Genomic DNA, 15,740 nt, shown 5'->3' with positions numbered 1-15,740 from the left:
ACGTATCACAGAAAACATATTAAATAATGAACTTTAAAGAACAAATACAACAAGGAATTCCTTCTGTTTTACCAGAAAAGAAGGCCTACGACCCGTCTATTAATCACGCGCCAAAGCGAAAAGAAATTCTAACTGACGAAGAAAAGGAATTAGCTTTACGCAATGCGCTTCGTTATTTTGAACCGAAACATCACGCCACACTCCTACCTGAGTTTCGTGAGGAATTGGAAAAGTACGGACGTATTTATATGTATCGTTTCCGTCCAGATTATAAAATGTACGCACGCCCTATCGAGGAATATCCAGGAAAGAGTGAGCAAGCAAAAGCTATTATGCTAATGATTCAAAACAACTTGGATTATGCTGTAGCGCAACACCCACACGAACTTATTACCTACGGAGGAAACGGTGCTGTTTTCCAAAACTGGGCGCAGTATTTATTAACGATGAAATACCTATCGGAAATGACCGATGAGCAGACATTAGCTGTTTATTCTGGACATCCTATGGGACTTTTCCCTTCGCACAAAAACGCTCCAAGAGTTGTCGTTACCAACGGAATGATGATTCCTAATTACTCAAAACCGGACGACTGGGAGAAGTTCAACGCGCTTGGGGTTACCCAATACGGACAGATGACGGCGGGAAGCTATATGTACATTGGCCCACAAGGAATTGTGCACGGAACTACAATTACGGTTCTTAATGGGTTTAGAAAAATTAAAAAGGCAACTCAAGGCGGATTATTTGTAACCTCTGGTTTAGGAGGAATGAGCGGTGCTCAACCAAAAGCTGGGAATATTGCAGGATGCGTTACCGTTTGTGCCGAAGTAAATAAAAAAGCCACAGAAACCAGACATTCTCAAGGTTGGGTAGATGAAGTTATTTCAGATTTAGACGAACTTTCAAAACGTGTAAAAGAAGCTACTGCTAATAAAGAAACAGTTTCTATTGCCTTCGACGGAAACGTGGTTGAAGTTTGGGAAAAGTTTGCAGAAGAAAATATTAAAATTGATTTAGGAAGTGATCAAACCTCACTTCACAATCCGTGGGCAGGAGGTTATTACCCTGTTGGGTTGACATACGAGGAAGCCAACGATATGATGGCCAACAACCCTGAGCAATTCAAAAAGGAAGTTCAGAGAAGTTTACGCCGCCAAGTTGCAGCTATTAACAAACACACTGAAAAAGGAACGTATTTCTTCGATTACGGAAATGCATTCTTACTAGAAGCTTCGCGTGCCGGTGCCGATGTGCTTTCTGATGAAAAAGGAAAAGAATTTAGATACCCTTCATACGTTCAAGATATTATGGGACCAATGTGTTTCGACTTTGGTTTCGGACCTTTCCGTTGGGTTTGTGCTTCAGGAAAAGCAGAAGATTTACAAAAAACCGATGAAATTGCCTGTGAAGTTCTTGAGGAATTGATGAAAAATTCCCCAAAAGAAATCCAACAGCAAATGCAAGATAACATCACATGGATTAAAGGAGCTCAGCAAAATAAACTTGTTGTTGGCTCTCAAGCACGTATCCTTTACGCCGATGCCGATGGAAGAATCCAAATAGCTTCAGCATTTAACAAAGCTATTTCTGAAGGAAAAATCGGACCTGTTGTTTTAGGTCGCGACCATCACGATGTATCCGGAACAGATTCTCCTTACCGTGAAACCTCTAATATTTACGACGGAAGTAGGTTTACTGCAGATATGGCTATTCAAAATGTTATTGGCGATAGTTTTAGAGGTGCTACTTGGGTAAGCATACACAACGGCGGTGGCGTTGGCTGGGGTGAAGTTATAAACGGAGGTTTCGGAATGGTTCTTGATGGTACTAATGACGCACAACGACGACTTGAAAACATGCTTTTCTGGGATGTAAACAATGGAATATCAAGACGTAGCTGGGCAAGAAATAACGAAGCAGTTTTCGCTATTAAACGCGCAATGGACAACAATCCAAACCTAAAAGTTACGCTTCCAAATTTCGTTGACGATAGTTTATTCACCTAAAAAATAAAATCTATGAAAGCACTTAAATTTTTACCGCTGTTGCTGCTTTTCGTTTTCACTTCCTGCTCCACCGTTCGTGTAGCAACTGATTACGATAAAGAAGCAAATTTTAATCAATACCGATCTTTTGCTTTTTATAAGCCTGGAATAGACAAGGCTAAAATAAGCGACTTAGATAAAAAACGAATCCTTCGTGCTATTGATGCAAACCTAAGTGCAAAAGGAATGTCGAAATCTGAAACTCCAGACTTACTTGTAAGTATTTTTACTAAAGAACGCGAGCGTGTTGATGTTTACAACAACAACTTTGGCTACGGTTGGGGATGGAGCCCGTGGTACTACGGAACATACTATGGTGGAAGTAGCGTTTCACGCACTACTGAAGGCACACTTTTTATAGATTTAATAGATGCAAAAACTAACAATCTGGTTTGGCAAGGAATGGGAAATGCAGATTTAGTGACTAGCAATATGGAAAAGAAAGAAGAAAGGATTCGCGAGATTGTAGCTAAAATCTTAGCTGAATATCCACCAGGATTGAAGAAATAACGCAACAAAAAAGGCTTTTACCGAAATGTAAAAGCCTTTTTTATTCTTGTAAGTACTTACTGTTACGAAAGACTTTTAGCAACCTTGCGACAAGCTTCAATGGTGAAATCTAAATCTTCATACGTTAAAGCATCAGAGATAAACCAAGTTTCAAAAGCACTCGGTGCAATGTAAACACCTTCGTTTAGCATTCCGTGGAAAAACTTTTTGAAGTTATCATTACTCGCAGCAGCGGCAGAATCAAAATTGGTTACTGGCGTTTCAGAGAAATGAATTGAAATCATCGAACCAAGGCGATTGATTGTGTGTTTTACATTTTCAGAGGTTAAGGCTTCACTTAATCCTTTATGTAAGTATGCTGTCTTTTCGTTTATAGAATTGTAAATATTGCGATTAGCATCTAATTCTTTAAGCATTGCAAGTCCTGCAGCCATAGCCAATGGATTTCCACTTAACGTTCCCGCTTGATAAACAGGACCAATTGGCGCTAAATAATCCATAATTTCTGCTCTTGCAGCAAAAGCCCCTACAGGCAGTCCACCACCGATAACCTTACCAAAGGTTACAATGTCAGCATCAATGCCGAAAAGCTCTTGTGCGCCTCCAGGTGCAAGCCTAAAGCCAGTCATCACCTCATCAAAGATGAGTAAGATGTCATTATCGTCACAAAGCTTTCTCAACCCTTCTAAGAAACCATCTGCAGGTGGAATACATCCCATATTTCCAGCAACAGGCTCAAGAATGATACAAGCTATTTCGCCTTGATTTGCAGCAATAGTTTCAGCTACATTATCTAAGTCGTTGTAAGTAGCAAGAAGAGTATCTTTCGCAGTTCCTTCGGTTACACCAGGGCTGTTAGGCTCCCCAAATGTAATCGCTCCACTTCCGGCTTGAATTAGGAATGAATCACTATGACCGTGGTAACAACCAGCGAACTTGATAATTTTATCTTTTCCTGTAAATCCACGTGCCAATCTAACAGCACTCATACAAGCTTCAGTTCCACTGTTTACAAAACGAATTTTATCAACATTAGGAACCATAGATACTGCTAGTTTAGCAATATCGGTTTCAATTTCAGTTGGCATACCGAAAGATGTTCCGCTTTTAGTTTTGTCGATTACCGCATCAACTACAGGTTTGTGAGCGTGACCTAAAATCATTGGTCCCCACGAATTAATGTAATCTACCAGCTTGTTGCCATCTTCATCATATATATAAGCTCCTTCTGCTTTTTTTGCATAAATCGGCGTGCCTCCCACCGATTTAAAAGCTCTTACTGGAGAATTCACTCCCCCTGGAATTACTTTTTGTGCTTCTACAAACAAAGCACTACTTCTTTGATAAATCATACTCATAACAAAATTCTTTATTTCTATATCACACCTAACTCCACACCACATAAATAAAAAGTGCTGATAGGTATATTTTAATGCATTATTATTTTGCTGAACCCAAGTATAAAACCTGGCCTACAGAAATGGTATTATCTTTTAACCCATTGTATCTCTTAATAGCCTCCACAGTTAAGTTGAAACGCTTTGAAATATTATACAACGTATCGCCTGGCTTTACGTAATACGTAGCGATTTCGGTATCGTTGGAAGTAGGTTCCGATACTTTTCCGCCTAAAACCTCTTTGTCGAATCTATCTAAACGGTATCTTTCAATAATACTAATTAGTTTTTCTGGGTATTTAGGATCAGTAGCATAACCCGCTCTGCGAAGTCCCCTCGCCCAACCTTTATAATCGTCTATACGAAGACTAAACAGATCTTGGTAACGGCTGCGTTGCGTTAAAAACAACGAATGGTCGCGATAAGAATACTTTGGATGTGTATATTTTCGGAAACACTCTTGCTTTTCATCATCGTCGTGATACGCTCTTTCGCCTTCCCAACCTGTATGGCATTTTATTCCAAAGTGGTTATTTGCTTTTTGGGTAAGTTCGCCCGCACCAGCGCCACTTTCTAAAATCCCTTGCGCTAAAGTTATACTTGCAGGAATCTTGTAGTTTACCATATTGTCCTTTGCAATATCGCGATACTGATTTATATAAAATTCAACTCGCTCATTATACGAAAGGTTTTTAGGAATGATAACCACTTCCGGCTCTTCTGCTTTTGTCCCTTTCTCGTCGGGTTGTTGTATTTTTACAACACGTTCTGTTTTGGATTTTTTAGGATAGTGAGTAACTGTTTTTTTCGATTTACAGCTACCGAAAAATATTACACTAATTAGCGAAAGGGCGATAAGTCTAGCAATCATTTTATTCAATTGTAGGGAGGTTTTTCTTTTTCAACTTTTGATTAATACCAGCAATGCCTTGAAGGCCTCCAGTATGCACGGCAAAAATACAGCTATTTTCTTTGAAATACTCATTTTTAAGTAGCTCAAAAATGCCGTACATCATCTTGCCAGTATAGACAGGATCTAACGGAATTGCTGTTTTTTCCTTAAACTCATTTATGAAACGTATTAATTTAGGATCTATTTTAGCGTAACCACCAAAACAATACGCATCGGTAACAGAATAATTAGTTTTATCGGTGTATTTATTGATTTCAGAAGTCTGAAAATTTCCTTTTAAAGCTGAAAATCCGAGAACATTTTGATGCTCTTCTGAAGCATTTATTAAGCCAGCTATTGTTCCTCCTGTTCCAACTGCAACACAAATAGTATCGAACCGTTTAGTGTGTTCGTCTAAGATTTCTTCACAGCCTTTTACAGCTAAATGATTGCTACCACCTTCAGGAATGATATAAGATTTGCCTGCATTTTTTATTAATGAATCAAGAAAGGACTGACTGTCTTTATTTCGATACGCTTCACGGGAAATAAAAAGAAACTTCATTCCACATTCTTTAGCAAAGCTAAGCGTAGGGTTTTCAGAGATTTTACATTCAAGTTCTTCCCCTCGAATTACTCCGATGGTTTTAAACCCCATTTCCTTTCCTGCTGCTGCCACCGCTGCTATGTGGTTTGAATATGCTCCCCCAAAAGTGAGTAGCGTTTCGTGGTTTTCTTCTTTAGCACGCAGTAGGTTGTATTTCAGTTTTCGGAATTTATTCCCTGAAACGAATGGGTGCAATAAATCTTCGCGCTTTACAAAAAGTGAATATCCATTAATGCCAAACAAACTGAGATCAACTTCTTGAATCGGGCTCGTAATATGAGTGGTTTTTAATGGCATTTGGCAAAGGTAAGAGTATATTTTAAGTACTTAAAAGCACTTCTAAAGAAAAGAGTTTTCTAAAACTCAAACCCAAAAACTCCAGTAACACCAAAGTCTCTTGCCCCTGGATTGTCTAGGTAGTTTCCACGGAAGTTAAAGTCTAACCTAAATACACGGAAAATATTCCCTACACCTACACTCCACTCCCAGTAAATATCTTCAGGAGCTTTGTAAACAATGTTCGATGCATTTAAATCTATATTTTCCTGCGAAATGGTTCCGTAAACAGCTCTAAAGCCAACTACTTCACGTAAGTCTAACTTTCGAAGTAATGGGATTCTAGAGAAAACTCTACCTCCAAAGTTGTGTTGTAAGTGTAGTGAAGCATAAGTATCGCTCACAAATTCGTAATAATCAAGCTGGGTAAAAGTGTTGTATAAACTAAAGTACGTTTGGTTTCCAGGAATTGGGTTTAGCAAACTTAAAGGCACAGCTCCTATGGTTGTTCCTACTTCCACAGTAGATAACAATCGGCCAATTCCGCCAATATTCCATGGTTGCGTGTATAGCGCTTGCAACTTTTTGTATTCAAAATCTCCACCCATTACATCTTTTAAACCATAGCTATAGCCTGCAAAAAACGATGGGAAGTCTCCAGTGTTTATAACTGTTCGTTCCACCCCATACCCTGAAGTTTTTCTACCCGGCGTATAGAAGAATCCAAACTGAATTTCAGCTTGTTTTAAATGACTTTTTACATCTCCAGTAAAAACGCCATCTTCCATCACTTTATAATCGATACTAAAAGTATCGGTAGCCGATTTTAATGTTCGGTAAGATCCTGTTAAGCGAATGACGAAGTTTTTCCAAGGCTCAATATCAAACCCAATTGTACTTAGGTTTATCCTTGAAAGTCGGTCGTTAGACCCTACAGAAAGCAGTGAAGACGACGCAAGGCTACGCCCTAATACATCGTTGCTGTTGGTTAAACTCGAACCTGTTTGTTCTACATCTCTTCTATTCCCCCCAAAAACTGTTAGTCTTGATTTTCTATCTAAAAGCCATTTGGCTGATAGTCCGTATTTAAACCTATCGTCTTTAAAACCATAAGCCCCAAAACCTTCTAAACGCCATTGGTCGTTCTGACTAAAGTACGTACGTCCTCCAAGGCGAACTCGCATTCCTTCGGCTTCATTAAATCCGAAAATTGAAAACACGGGACCAATATCAAAATTGTTTACTTCGTAATACCCACTTGCTAAGGTTGCGCCAAGGTTGTACAAGGCTTTAAAGCGCCCAACCGTTTTCAGGGTGTCGAGCATTTTATAAACTCCTTTTTCATCCTTACCAAGCTTCTCCATTCTGTTTTTATCCCAGAAATCATCAGGACGGTTATAAACATCGTAATTGTATGGATCTACTTGTTTGGTGTAGAATTTCTTGTCCTTAGGAATATCAAAAACATACTTATCATAAAGTGTAGTTCTTTTTCCATAGATGCCTTTGGCAGCTTCTTTCTTTTGAAAACTAAAATCGCTTAAAAAGTAATCGCGGGTAATAAGGAAAATGGAGTCGTTTAACACATCAAACTCCTGCTCGATATACACATCACGTACCCAGTTTAGGTTTGCACTTTTTGAAGCTTGAAGATTAATTTCCTTAATCGCCCAAGTGGTGTCGTTTACCCAAAAATCTCCTTTAAAAGTAAGTTCGTTTTTACGACGTGGATAGTACACAATATTGTAACACCATTTGTTGTCACGATACGCACTGTCTTGAAGCACATAGTTGTACACATCTATTCCAGTACGAGAAAGCGGACTGGTAAAAGCTTTATCAAAAAACTTTAAGTAGTTATCGTAAACGTCGTATTCGCTATAAAGATCTTTTATAAATGCAATAAGCGTTTGATTGTTGTCAAAACCAGAGTTTTTATTCCCTTGAAGCACTTCTTTTTCTTGTTTCAGGGTATTATCACCATACACTTTTGAAACTGCTTCATTTATAAAAATTGGCAAGTAGGTGTTTCCTGTAATGCGAGATGTATCGGTTTGTTCAAAGACAAATTCCATTCCTTTGAAAATACGATTACTCATTAGCGCGCTATCGATTGTGTTTAAATCGAACTCTAACTTTTCATATTTATCGTATTGGTATTGTTTGAACTTTTTAACCCCGTTCTCTCTTCTGTTTTCCCAAATTTTACGCAGTATATCTAGTGCCGGGTTATCTTTTTTAGAAGTTTTTCCGGTATAAATTACTACTTCATCCAGGGCATCGGAAGTTTCTTCTAAAACCACTTCCATATTATAAGTGCTTCGTGCAGTAAGCTCCTGCTCTTTAGTAGTAAAACCCATAAATGAGAATACTACAGCCTTATACGTTTTATCGCTTTCTAAATAAAATCGCCCGTTTTCATCAGAGATAGTTCCCTCTTGCGAATCTTTAAAAATAACATTGGCAAAAGATACAGGATATCCCGTTTCATCCTTAATTACCCCACTAACTTTCGTTTGGGCAAAAATCGAGGCACTTAGAAATAAAAGCGAAATGATTAAAAAGTGCTTCATATGAATTTACTCTGGAGGATAAAATATTTATTCTTTAAGAATGGTTAAATAACAAATCTCAAAAAAACAAATCACAAATAATAAAACATTAATTAAAAGGGAAAACTATTTTGATGATTTTTCAATAATTGCTGAAAGAATTTTCTTAAACGCTGTTATTTAAAAAAGTAAACTTTTAGTTACATTTTAATTCGGCTAATCTGTAATAAGTCAACAAAAATGTCTTTTGCTTCCCAACTACAAATTAGCCACTCCTCGCTACCTTCTACTTTTTATAAAGCACTTTCTTCACTGCCTTAATAACGTCTTCGCTATCTGGCAACCATTCTTTTAAAAGAACAGGTGAATATGGTGCTGGAGTATCAGCAGTGTTAATTTTTACAATAGGAGCATCTAAGTAGTCAAACACATTGTTTTGAACTTGATAAGTAATTTCGGTAGCAACGTTTCCGAATGGCCACGCTTCTTCCAGAATCACCAAGCGGTTTGTTTTCTTCACCGATTCGTAAATTGTTTCGTAATCTAATGGACGAACAGTACGAAGATCTATAATCTCACATTCAATTCCTTCTTCGGCAAGAGTTTCGGCAGCTTTATAAGCTTCTTTAATAATTTTACCAAAAGACACAATGGTTACATCCGTTCCTTTTCTTTTAATATCGGCTACTCCAATTGGGATTAGGTATTCTCCTTCTGGCACCTCACCTTTATCACCATACATCTGCTCACTTTCCATAAAAATAACGGGATCGTCATCGCGAATTGCACTTTTCAGCAAACCTTTTGCATCGGCAGGGTTACTAGGAACAATTACTTTTAATCCAGGACAGTTAGCGTACCAACTTTCAAAAGCCTGGCTGTGGGTTGCAGCAAGCTGACCCGCAGAAGCAGTCGGCCCACGGAAAACGATAGGAATATTAAATTGCCCACCGCTCATCTGGCGCATTTTAGCAGCGTTGTTTATAATCTGATCGATTGCAACCAACGAGAAGTTAAAAGTCATAAACTCAATAATAGGTCTATTGCCATTCATAGCAGACCCTACACCTATACCTGAAAAACCATTTTCTGAAATTGGAGTATCAATTACACGTTTTGCTCCAAACTCATCTAGCATTCCTTTACTAGCTTTGTAAGCCCCGTTGTATTCGGCAACTTCCTCACCCATTAAATAAATAGATTCGTCGCGACGCATTTCTTCACTCATCGCCTCAGCAATAGCTTCTCTAAATTGTAGTGTTTTCATATCTCGTTGTAGTTTATCCTAAGCTTTATTATAAACCTAGTAAGCCTTACATATTTATTTTATAAATTTTTATCCCTGCTCCGCTATTTTAAAACGTTGCAGCCTCTTAAAAAACCCAAAGAATATTTTCTTAAGTTTTTTTTAGGGAAAGCAAAAATACTATAATTCCAATCTGATTAAGTAATATTTCAAAGATTTAACCAAAATTTATTATGCACGCATAGCAAATAAAAGCTAAATTATTATTAACTTCGCCCGCAAGCAAACCGCTGTATATTACCTATAGTAGGTTTGTACAATTTTTACAATTCAAAAACATTATAAAAATGAAGATATTAGTCTGTATTAGTCACGTACCGGACACAACGTCTAAGATTAACTTTACTGATGGCGACACTAAGTTTGATACTAACGGTGTTCAGTTTGTAATTAATCCAAACGATGAATTTGGTCTTACACGTGCAATGTGGTTTAAAGAAAAGCAAGGTGCAACTGTACACGTTGTAAATGTTGGAGGTCCAGAAACCGAACCTACACTTAGAAAAGCGTTAGCGATTGGTGCTGATGAAGCTATTAGAATCAACACTGCTGCAACCGATGGTTTTTCTGTTGCAAAACAACTTGCAAACGTTGCTAAAGAAGGTGGTTACGACCTAGTAATTGGTGGTCGTGAGTCTATCGACTACAACGGTGGAATGGTTCCAGGAATGGTAGCAAAACTAATAGGAGCTAACTTCGTAAACACTTGTATTAACCTAGAAGTTGAAGGCGATAAAGCTACTGCAATTAGAGAAATTGACGGTGGAAAAGAAACGCTTAAAACATCACTTCCGCTTGTAATTGGTGGACAAAAAGGATTGGTAGAAGAAAGCGATCTTCGCATTCCTAACATGCGTGGTATTATGCAAGCGCGTACTAAGCCATTAAACGTAAAAGAGCCTGTTGACGCAAATACTGAAACAAGCACTGTTTCATTTGAAAAACCAGCACCAAAAGGAGCTGTAAAATTGGTTGATAGCGTAGACGAATTAATTAACCTACTTCACAACGAAGCGAAGGCTATTTAATTTGAAGCACCAAATGTAAACACCAAATAACAAAAAATTGGAAGTTATTTGGAATTTGGAGCTTCAGATTTGGAATTCCAATCCCGATAGCTATCGGGAATATAATAATTACAAAATAAAACAGATATGATCTTAGTATATACCGAATCAGAAGAAGGAAAATTAAAGAAAATAGCTTTGGAAGCAGTTTCTTATGCAAAGGGAATTGCAGACCAAATGGGTACTTCCGTTACAGCTGTAGCTATCAATGCGAATGATACTTCAGAATTAGGAAAGTACGGTGCTTCTAAAGTTTTAGAAGTTTCTGACGATAAATTAAACAAGTTTAACGGCGAAGCTTATGCAGATGTAATAGGTCAAGCTGCTAAAAGTGAAGGTGCAAAAGTTATTGTTTTAACATCAAGTGCAAACAGTAAGTTTTTAGCGCCTACATTGGCTGTAAACTTAGAAGCAGGTTTTGTTCCTAACGTTGTTGAATTACCATCTAGCACTTCACCTTTTAAAGTGAAGCACAGCGTTTTCACAAACAAAGCCTTTGCTAATACCGAAATAACAACTGATATTAAAATTGTTGGAATTGGTAAAAACTCATACGGTTTAAAAGAAAACGAAACTTCAGCTACTACTGAAGCCTTCACTGCAAACCTTGACGCTCACGATTTTGATATGGAAGTAGTTTCTGTAGATAAAGCTACCGATACTGTTACTATTGCTGATGCTGAAATAGTTGTTTCAGGAGGTCGTGGACTTAAAGGACCAGAAAACTGGGGAATGATTGAAGAGCTTGCAGGTATTTTAGGTGCTGCTACAGCTTGTTCTAAGCCAGTAAGTGATATGGGCTGGAGACCACATAGCGAACACGTTGGGCAAACTGGTAAGCCAGTAGCTTCAAACCTATATATTGCTATTGGAATTTCTGGAGCAATTCAACATTTAGCAGGAATTAACGCTTCTAAAGTGAAAGTTGTTATCAACAACGATCCGGAAGCTCCTTTCTTTAAAGCTGCAGACTACGGGATGGTAGGCGATGCTTTTGAAATCGTTCCTGAGCTAAACAAAAAATTAAAAGAGTTTAAGGCTCAAAACGCATAATTTTTTATTAATTTGTGCTTCGAAAAAGGCTGTTTAAATAAGGAAACACCCTCATTTAAACAGCCTTTTTAATTGATTTAAATTCGTTATTTTTATAAACAATTGTTTAAAGAACTGCGCAATGACGAAACTCACTGCGTATTGATTACTGAAGAATGAGCTTAGTAAAACTTAGCATAAAAGGAATTTCGTACAGCCAAACGCAAAATGGTGCCTATGCACTTATTTTAAATGAGGTTGACGGCGAGCGTAAACTACCAATAGTTATTGGTGCGTTTGAAGCACAGTCTATAGCCATAGCACTTGAAAAGGAAATAACACCCCCGCGCCCACTCACCCACGATCTGTTTAAAAACTTTGCCGACCGTTATGAAATTGTGATAAAACACGTGATAATTCACAAACTAGTGGATGGCGTATTTTATTCAAGCATCATTTGCGAACGCGAAAAAGAAGAAGAAATAATAGACGCTAGAACTAGTGATGCCATTGCATTGGCACTTAGGTTTAACGCTCCTATTTTTACCTATAAAAACATTTTAGACAAAGCTGGTATATATTTAAAAACACCTACTTCAAAAAAACCACTCTCTAAAAAAGAGGAAGAAGTGATTGAGAATTTAATTTTAGGTGAAGATAAAGAATCTAAAAAACCAGCTGGAGAAGATTACACAAAGTTCAGTTTAACCGAACTGAATAAAATGCTAGATGAAGCTGTAAAAAATGAAAATTATGAAAAGGCCGCTAGCATACGTGACGAAATATCGAAACGAAAGTAAATAAGTGGCAGTAACGGTTAACATAGCAATATGAAATACCGTAAATTCAACCACTAAATATGTTAGAATATAATTTTTGGGATTTTAAGTATATGTATAAATTTACTCTTGTAGCCTTTGCGCTTTTATTCTTCGGAACCGTTTTTGGGCAAAGCATCGAAAAGAATTGGCAATTTACCGAAGTAAAAGATCAAGCCGGGCTCTCTATCATAGATATCAATCCCGAAAAAGACTACCTAAATCTTAAGGATGGTTCTTTTGAATATCTTCTAGCTCCAAAAGATAGCACCCTAGCAAGTGGAGATTATATTCTTCAGAATAACCTACTAGTACTTTTCTTTAATAGTGCAAACGATAGCATTCGTAGATTTCGAGTAGAACAACTAACAGACAGCACACTTACACTCTCCGAAAACAACTTTACATACAGTTTACAAGCCGATACCATTGAAGCTGCAACTGTTTTGGATATCGATACTAGCAATTCGCAAATAATCCCAAGCCAAGGAATTTCATTCAACAGTATTTGGCGTGGTGCCTTAGGAATGATTTCCCTTATATTAATTTCAGTACTTTTCAGTTCAAACCGAAAAGCAATTAACTGGAAGACAGTAGGAATCGGGCTCCTATTCCAAATGGTAATTGCTATTGGCGTATTAAAAGTAGGATTTATAAAAGCTACTTTTGAAGCCATTGGTCAGGTTTTCGTAAACGTATTAGATTACACAAAAGCAGGAAGTGAATTCCTTTTTGGAGGAATGTTAGACGTAAATTCATACGGATTTATTTTCGCCCTTCAGGTGTTACCAACAATTATATTTTTCTCTGCCTTAACCTCTGTGCTTTTCTACTTAGGCATTATACAAATTGTAGTAAAAGGAATGGGGTGGTTACTCACCAAAATCCTACACATTTCTGGAGCAGAGAGTTTAAGTGTTGCAGGTAATATCTTTTTGGGGCAAACAGAAGCTCCTCTGCTTATTAAAGCATACCTAGAAAAAATGAACAAGAGTGAAATGCTCTTGGTTATGATTGGAGGAATGGCAACCGTTGCTGGGGCCGTACTTGCAGCGTATATCGGATTTTTAGGAGGCGACGACCCTGCGCTTAGACTTACTTTTGCAAAACACCTTTTAGCAGCTTCAGTTATGGCGGCACCAGGAGCAATTGTAATTTCAAAAATATTATACCCACAAACCGAATCGATAAACACCGACGTAAAAGTTTCTTCAGAAAAAATAGGATCTAACTTTTTGGATGCTATTGCAAATGGAACTACCGAAGGGTTAAAACTTGCAGTAAACGTTGGAGCTATGTTATTAGTTTTCGTAGCGTTTATTGCTATGATAAACGGAATATTAGGCTGGGTTGGAGACACCACAAACCTTAATGACTGGGTTGCAGCAAATTCGTCGTATAATTCACTTTCTTTAGAAGCTTTACTCGGTACTGTTTTCGCACCATTAATGTGGCTAATTGGAGTGGCTAAAGAAGATATGATGATGATGGGACAACTACTAGGAATTAAACTTGTAGCCAGTGAGTTTGTAGGATATATTCAACTTGCAGAACTTAAAAATGTAGCTAACGGACTTCACCTTAACTACGAGAAAAGTATTATTATGGCTACGTATATGCTTTGCGGTTTTGCCAACTTTGCTTCTATCGGAATTCAAATTGGTGGAATTGGGTCTTTAGCTCCAGGACAACGTAAAACGCTTTCTAAGTTTGGAATGAAAGCATTACTTGGGGGAACAATAGCATCCCTTATTTCAGCAACTATCGCTGGAATGATTATTGGGTAGTATACCGAACAGCTTTTAATTAGAAAGTAACCACTTCTGAAATAGAATGGTTTAACAATTTGATTTCCTTATTCGATAGCAATAATTGTTCTACTTTTTAGTTTAATAATTGGTTTGATTATTTATATTTATTTTCTGAATTATTTTTCTTTACAATGAAACAATACCACGATTTACTTAAACATGTAATTGAAAACGGAACTGAAAAACAGGATCGTACAGGTACAGGCACAAAAAGTGTTTTTGGCTATCAAATGCGTTTTGACCTCAGCGAAGGTTTCCCGATGGTTACTACTAAAAAACTTCACTTAAAATCTATCATTTACGAACTATTGTGGTTTTTGAATGGGGACACCAATATAAAGTACTTACAAGAAAACGGAGTTCGAATTTGGAATGAGTGGGCAGATGAAAATGGCGATTTAGGACCTGTTTACGGACATCAATGGAGAAATTGGAACAGTGAAGAAATAGATCAGATTTCAGAAATTGTTGAAACCCTTAAAAAGAATCCAGACAGCCGCAGAATGTTAGTAAGCGCTTGGAATCCTAGCGTAATGCCCGACACTTCAAAACCTTTTGCTGAAAATGTAGCAAATGGAAAAGCTGCACTTCCACCATGCCACGCATTTTTTCAGTTTTATGTAGCCGATGGAAAGCTGTCTTGCCAACTATACCAACGCAGTGCCGATAGTTTTTTAGGTGTGCCGTTTAATATAGCATCTTACGCACTACTTACAATGATGATGGCACAAGTTTGCGGCTACGAAGCAGGAGACTTTGTTCATACTTTTGGCGATGCGCATATTTACAGCAATCACTACGAACAAGTTGCACTTCAACTCTCTCGCGAGCCTCGTCCACTCCCAAAAATGATTTTAAATCCGGATGTAAAAGATATTTTCAGTTTTACTTTTGATGACTTTACCCTAGTGGATTACAATCCGCATCCACATATTAAAGGTGCAGTTGCCATATAATTTCAAAAACCTATTATGAAAAACCTACTCATTGCCGTTTGTATATTATTTTCCACAACCATCTTTGCGCAAGAAGAATGGGGTGATGTAAATAAAAACGAAGTTACACTTAAGGAAATTGGCCCTGTATGGCCTGGATGTGAAAAAGGCAACGTAGCAGAACGCGACAATTGTTTCAACCAAAAATTAACGGCTCATATTTCTAAAAACTTTAAATATCCTGCCGATGCTTACAAGAGAAATGAGCAAGGAAAAGTAACGGTTGAGTTCGTAATAAATGAAAAAGGATTGGTTGAAGTAACCAAGGTTACAGGGGGAACCAAATCGCTACAAGAAGAAGCAAAAAGGAATATTATGGCCATCCCAAAAATGGTGAAACCAGGAATGATGGCAGGAAAACCAAGAAAAATTAAAATGGCCGTTCCCTTTAATTTTAAAACTGGAAAGTAGTTTTTAAACAGGTTTCTT

13 protein-coding genes are annotated in these 15,740 nt (G+C 37.6%); 8 read left to right on the top strand and 5 right to left on the bottom strand.

Annotated elements, in window-relative coordinates:
• The first annotated feature begins 26 nt into the window (after window positions 1-26).
• Complete coding sequence (locus G3A46_RS09550) at window positions 27-2,009, top strand: urocanate hydratase (RefSeq protein WP_165149266.1); 1,983 nt, start codon at window positions 27-29, stop codon at window positions 2,007-2,009.
• A 12-nt stretch (window positions 2,010-2,021) separates the two neighbouring features.
• Window positions 2,022-2,558, top strand: coding sequence for a DUF4136 domain-containing protein (locus tag G3A46_RS09545; RefSeq protein WP_165149264.1), 537 nt, complete (start codon window positions 2,022-2,024; stop codon window positions 2,556-2,558).
• 62 nt (window positions 2,559-2,620) lie between these two features.
• On the opposite strand, the gene hemL is transcribed toward G3A46_RS09545, so the two are convergent.
• The 5 genes from hemL to G3A46_RS09520 form a co-directional block, all read right to left on the bottom strand.
• A complete protein-coding gene (hemL, locus tag G3A46_RS09540) occupies window positions 2,621-3,910 on the bottom strand; it encodes a glutamate-1-semialdehyde 2,1-aminomutase (RefSeq protein WP_165149501.1) in 1,290 nt (429 codons plus the stop codon).
• Window positions 3,911-3,998: 88 nt separating this feature from the next.
• A complete protein-coding gene (locus G3A46_RS09535; RefSeq protein ID WP_165149499.1) occupies window positions 3,999-4,826 on the bottom strand; it encodes a glucosaminidase domain-containing protein in 828 nt (275 codons plus the stop codon).
• 1 nt (window position 4,827) lies between these two features.
• Window positions 4,828-5,751: a pyridoxal-phosphate dependent enzyme gene (locus tag G3A46_RS09530; RefSeq protein ID WP_165149262.1), complete on the bottom strand. Its 924-nt coding sequence runs from the start codon at window positions 5,749-5,751 to the stop codon at window positions 4,828-4,830.
• A 59-nt stretch (window positions 5,752-5,810) separates the two neighbouring features.
• The gene (locus G3A46_RS09525; RefSeq protein WP_165149260.1) at window positions 5,811-8,303 is read right to left on the bottom strand and encodes a DUF5686 and carboxypeptidase-like regulatory domain-containing protein; all 2,493 of its coding nucleotides are present in this window, start codon (window positions 8,301-8,303) and stop codon (window positions 5,811-5,813) included.
• Window positions 8,304-8,568: 265 nt separating this feature from the next.
• Window positions 8,569-9,549, bottom strand: coding sequence for a pyruvate dehydrogenase complex E1 component subunit beta (locus G3A46_RS09520; RefSeq protein ID WP_165149258.1), 981 nt, complete (start codon window positions 9,547-9,549; stop codon window positions 8,569-8,571).
• A gap of 326 nt (window positions 9,550-9,875) precedes the next feature.
• On the opposite strand from G3A46_RS09520, the gene G3A46_RS09515 reads away from it, so the two are divergent.
• From G3A46_RS09515 to G3A46_RS09490, 6 genes are all read left to right on the top strand, one after another.
• Window positions 9,876-10,616 carry an electron transfer flavoprotein subunit beta/FixA family protein gene (locus tag G3A46_RS09515; protein WP_165149256.1) on the top strand — a complete coding sequence of 247 codons (741 nt, stop codon included), beginning with the start codon at window positions 9,876-9,878 and terminating at the stop codon, window positions 10,614-10,616.
• 126 nt (window positions 10,617-10,742) lie between these two features.
• A complete protein-coding gene (locus G3A46_RS09510; RefSeq protein WP_139855917.1) occupies window positions 10,743-11,708 on the top strand; it encodes an electron transfer flavoprotein subunit alpha/FixB family protein in 966 nt (321 codons plus the stop codon).
• 155 nt (window positions 11,709-11,863) lie between these two features.
• On the top strand, window positions 11,864-12,487 hold the full coding sequence (locus G3A46_RS09505; RefSeq protein ID WP_165149255.1) for a bifunctional nuclease family protein: 624 nt from the start codon (window positions 11,864-11,866) through the stop codon (window positions 12,485-12,487).
• A 92-nt stretch (window positions 12,488-12,579) separates the two neighbouring features.
• On the top strand, window positions 12,580-14,292 hold the full coding sequence (locus G3A46_RS09500; RefSeq protein ID WP_165149254.1) for a nucleoside transporter C-terminal domain-containing protein: 1,713 nt from the start codon (window positions 12,580-12,582) through the stop codon (window positions 14,290-14,292).
• A 155-nt stretch (window positions 14,293-14,447) separates the two neighbouring features.
• Window positions 14,448-15,272 carry a thymidylate synthase gene (locus G3A46_RS09495; RefSeq protein ID WP_165149253.1) on the top strand — a complete coding sequence of 275 codons (825 nt, stop codon included), beginning with the start codon at window positions 14,448-14,450 and terminating at the stop codon, window positions 15,270-15,272.
• A gap of 15 nt (window positions 15,273-15,287) precedes the next feature.
• Complete coding sequence (locus tag G3A46_RS09490) at window positions 15,288-15,722, top strand: energy transducer TonB (protein WP_165149252.1); 435 nt, start codon at window positions 15,288-15,290, stop codon at window positions 15,720-15,722.
• The last annotated feature ends 18 nt before the right edge of the window (window positions 15,723-15,740 follow it).

Origin of the sequence: Aequorivita sp. KMM 9714 (assembly GCF_011065475.1) — a bacterium.
Taxonomy (GTDB): Bacteria; Bacteroidota; Bacteroidia; order Flavobacteriales; family Flavobacteriaceae; genus Aequorivita; species Aequorivita sinensis.
The sequence above is the reverse complement of the archived record's forward strand: the minus strand, read 5'-3'. Positions and strand labels throughout refer to the sequence as shown.

Excerpts from the sequence above, each read along its gene's own strand:
- G3A46_RS09550 (WP_165149266.1), top strand. The coding sequence starts at position 27 with ATGAACTTTAAAGAACAAATACAACAAGGAATTCCTTCTGTTTTACCA.
- G3A46_RS09545 (WP_165149264.1), top strand. The coding sequence starts at position 2,022 with ATGAAAGCACTTAAATTTTTACCGCTGTTGCTGCTTTTCGTTTTCACT.
- hemL (WP_165149501.1), bottom strand. The coding sequence starts at position 3,910 with ATGATTTATCAAAGAAGTAGTGCTTTGTTTGTAGAAGCACAAAAAGTA.
- G3A46_RS09535 (WP_165149499.1), bottom strand. The coding sequence starts at position 4,826 with ATGATTGCTAGACTTATCGCCCTTTCGCTAATTAGTGTAATATTTTTC.
- G3A46_RS09530 (WP_165149262.1), bottom strand. The coding sequence starts at position 5,751 with ATGCCATTAAAAACCACTCATATTACGAGCCCGATTCAAGAAGTTGAT.
- G3A46_RS09525 (WP_165149260.1), bottom strand. The coding sequence starts at position 8,303 with ATGAAGCACTTTTTAATCATTTCGCTTTTATTTCTAAGTGCCTCGATT.
- G3A46_RS09520 (WP_165149258.1), bottom strand. The coding sequence starts at position 9,549 with ATGAAAACACTACAATTTAGAGAAGCTATTGCTGAGGCGATGAGTGAA.
- G3A46_RS09515 (WP_165149256.1), top strand. The coding sequence starts at position 9,876 with ATGAAGATATTAGTCTGTATTAGTCACGTACCGGACACAACGTCTAAG.
- G3A46_RS09510 (WP_139855917.1), top strand. The coding sequence starts at position 10,743 with ATGATCTTAGTATATACCGAATCAGAAGAAGGAAAATTAAAGAAAATA.
- G3A46_RS09505 (WP_165149255.1), top strand. The coding sequence starts at position 11,864 with ATGAGCTTAGTAAAACTTAGCATAAAAGGAATTTCGTACAGCCAAACG.
- G3A46_RS09500 (WP_165149254.1), top strand. The coding sequence starts at position 12,580 with ATGTATAAATTTACTCTTGTAGCCTTTGCGCTTTTATTCTTCGGAACC.
- G3A46_RS09495 (WP_165149253.1), top strand. The coding sequence starts at position 14,448 with ATGAAACAATACCACGATTTACTTAAACATGTAATTGAAAACGGAACT.
- G3A46_RS09490 (WP_165149252.1), top strand. The coding sequence starts at position 15,288 with ATGAAAAACCTACTCATTGCCGTTTGTATATTATTTTCCACAACCATC.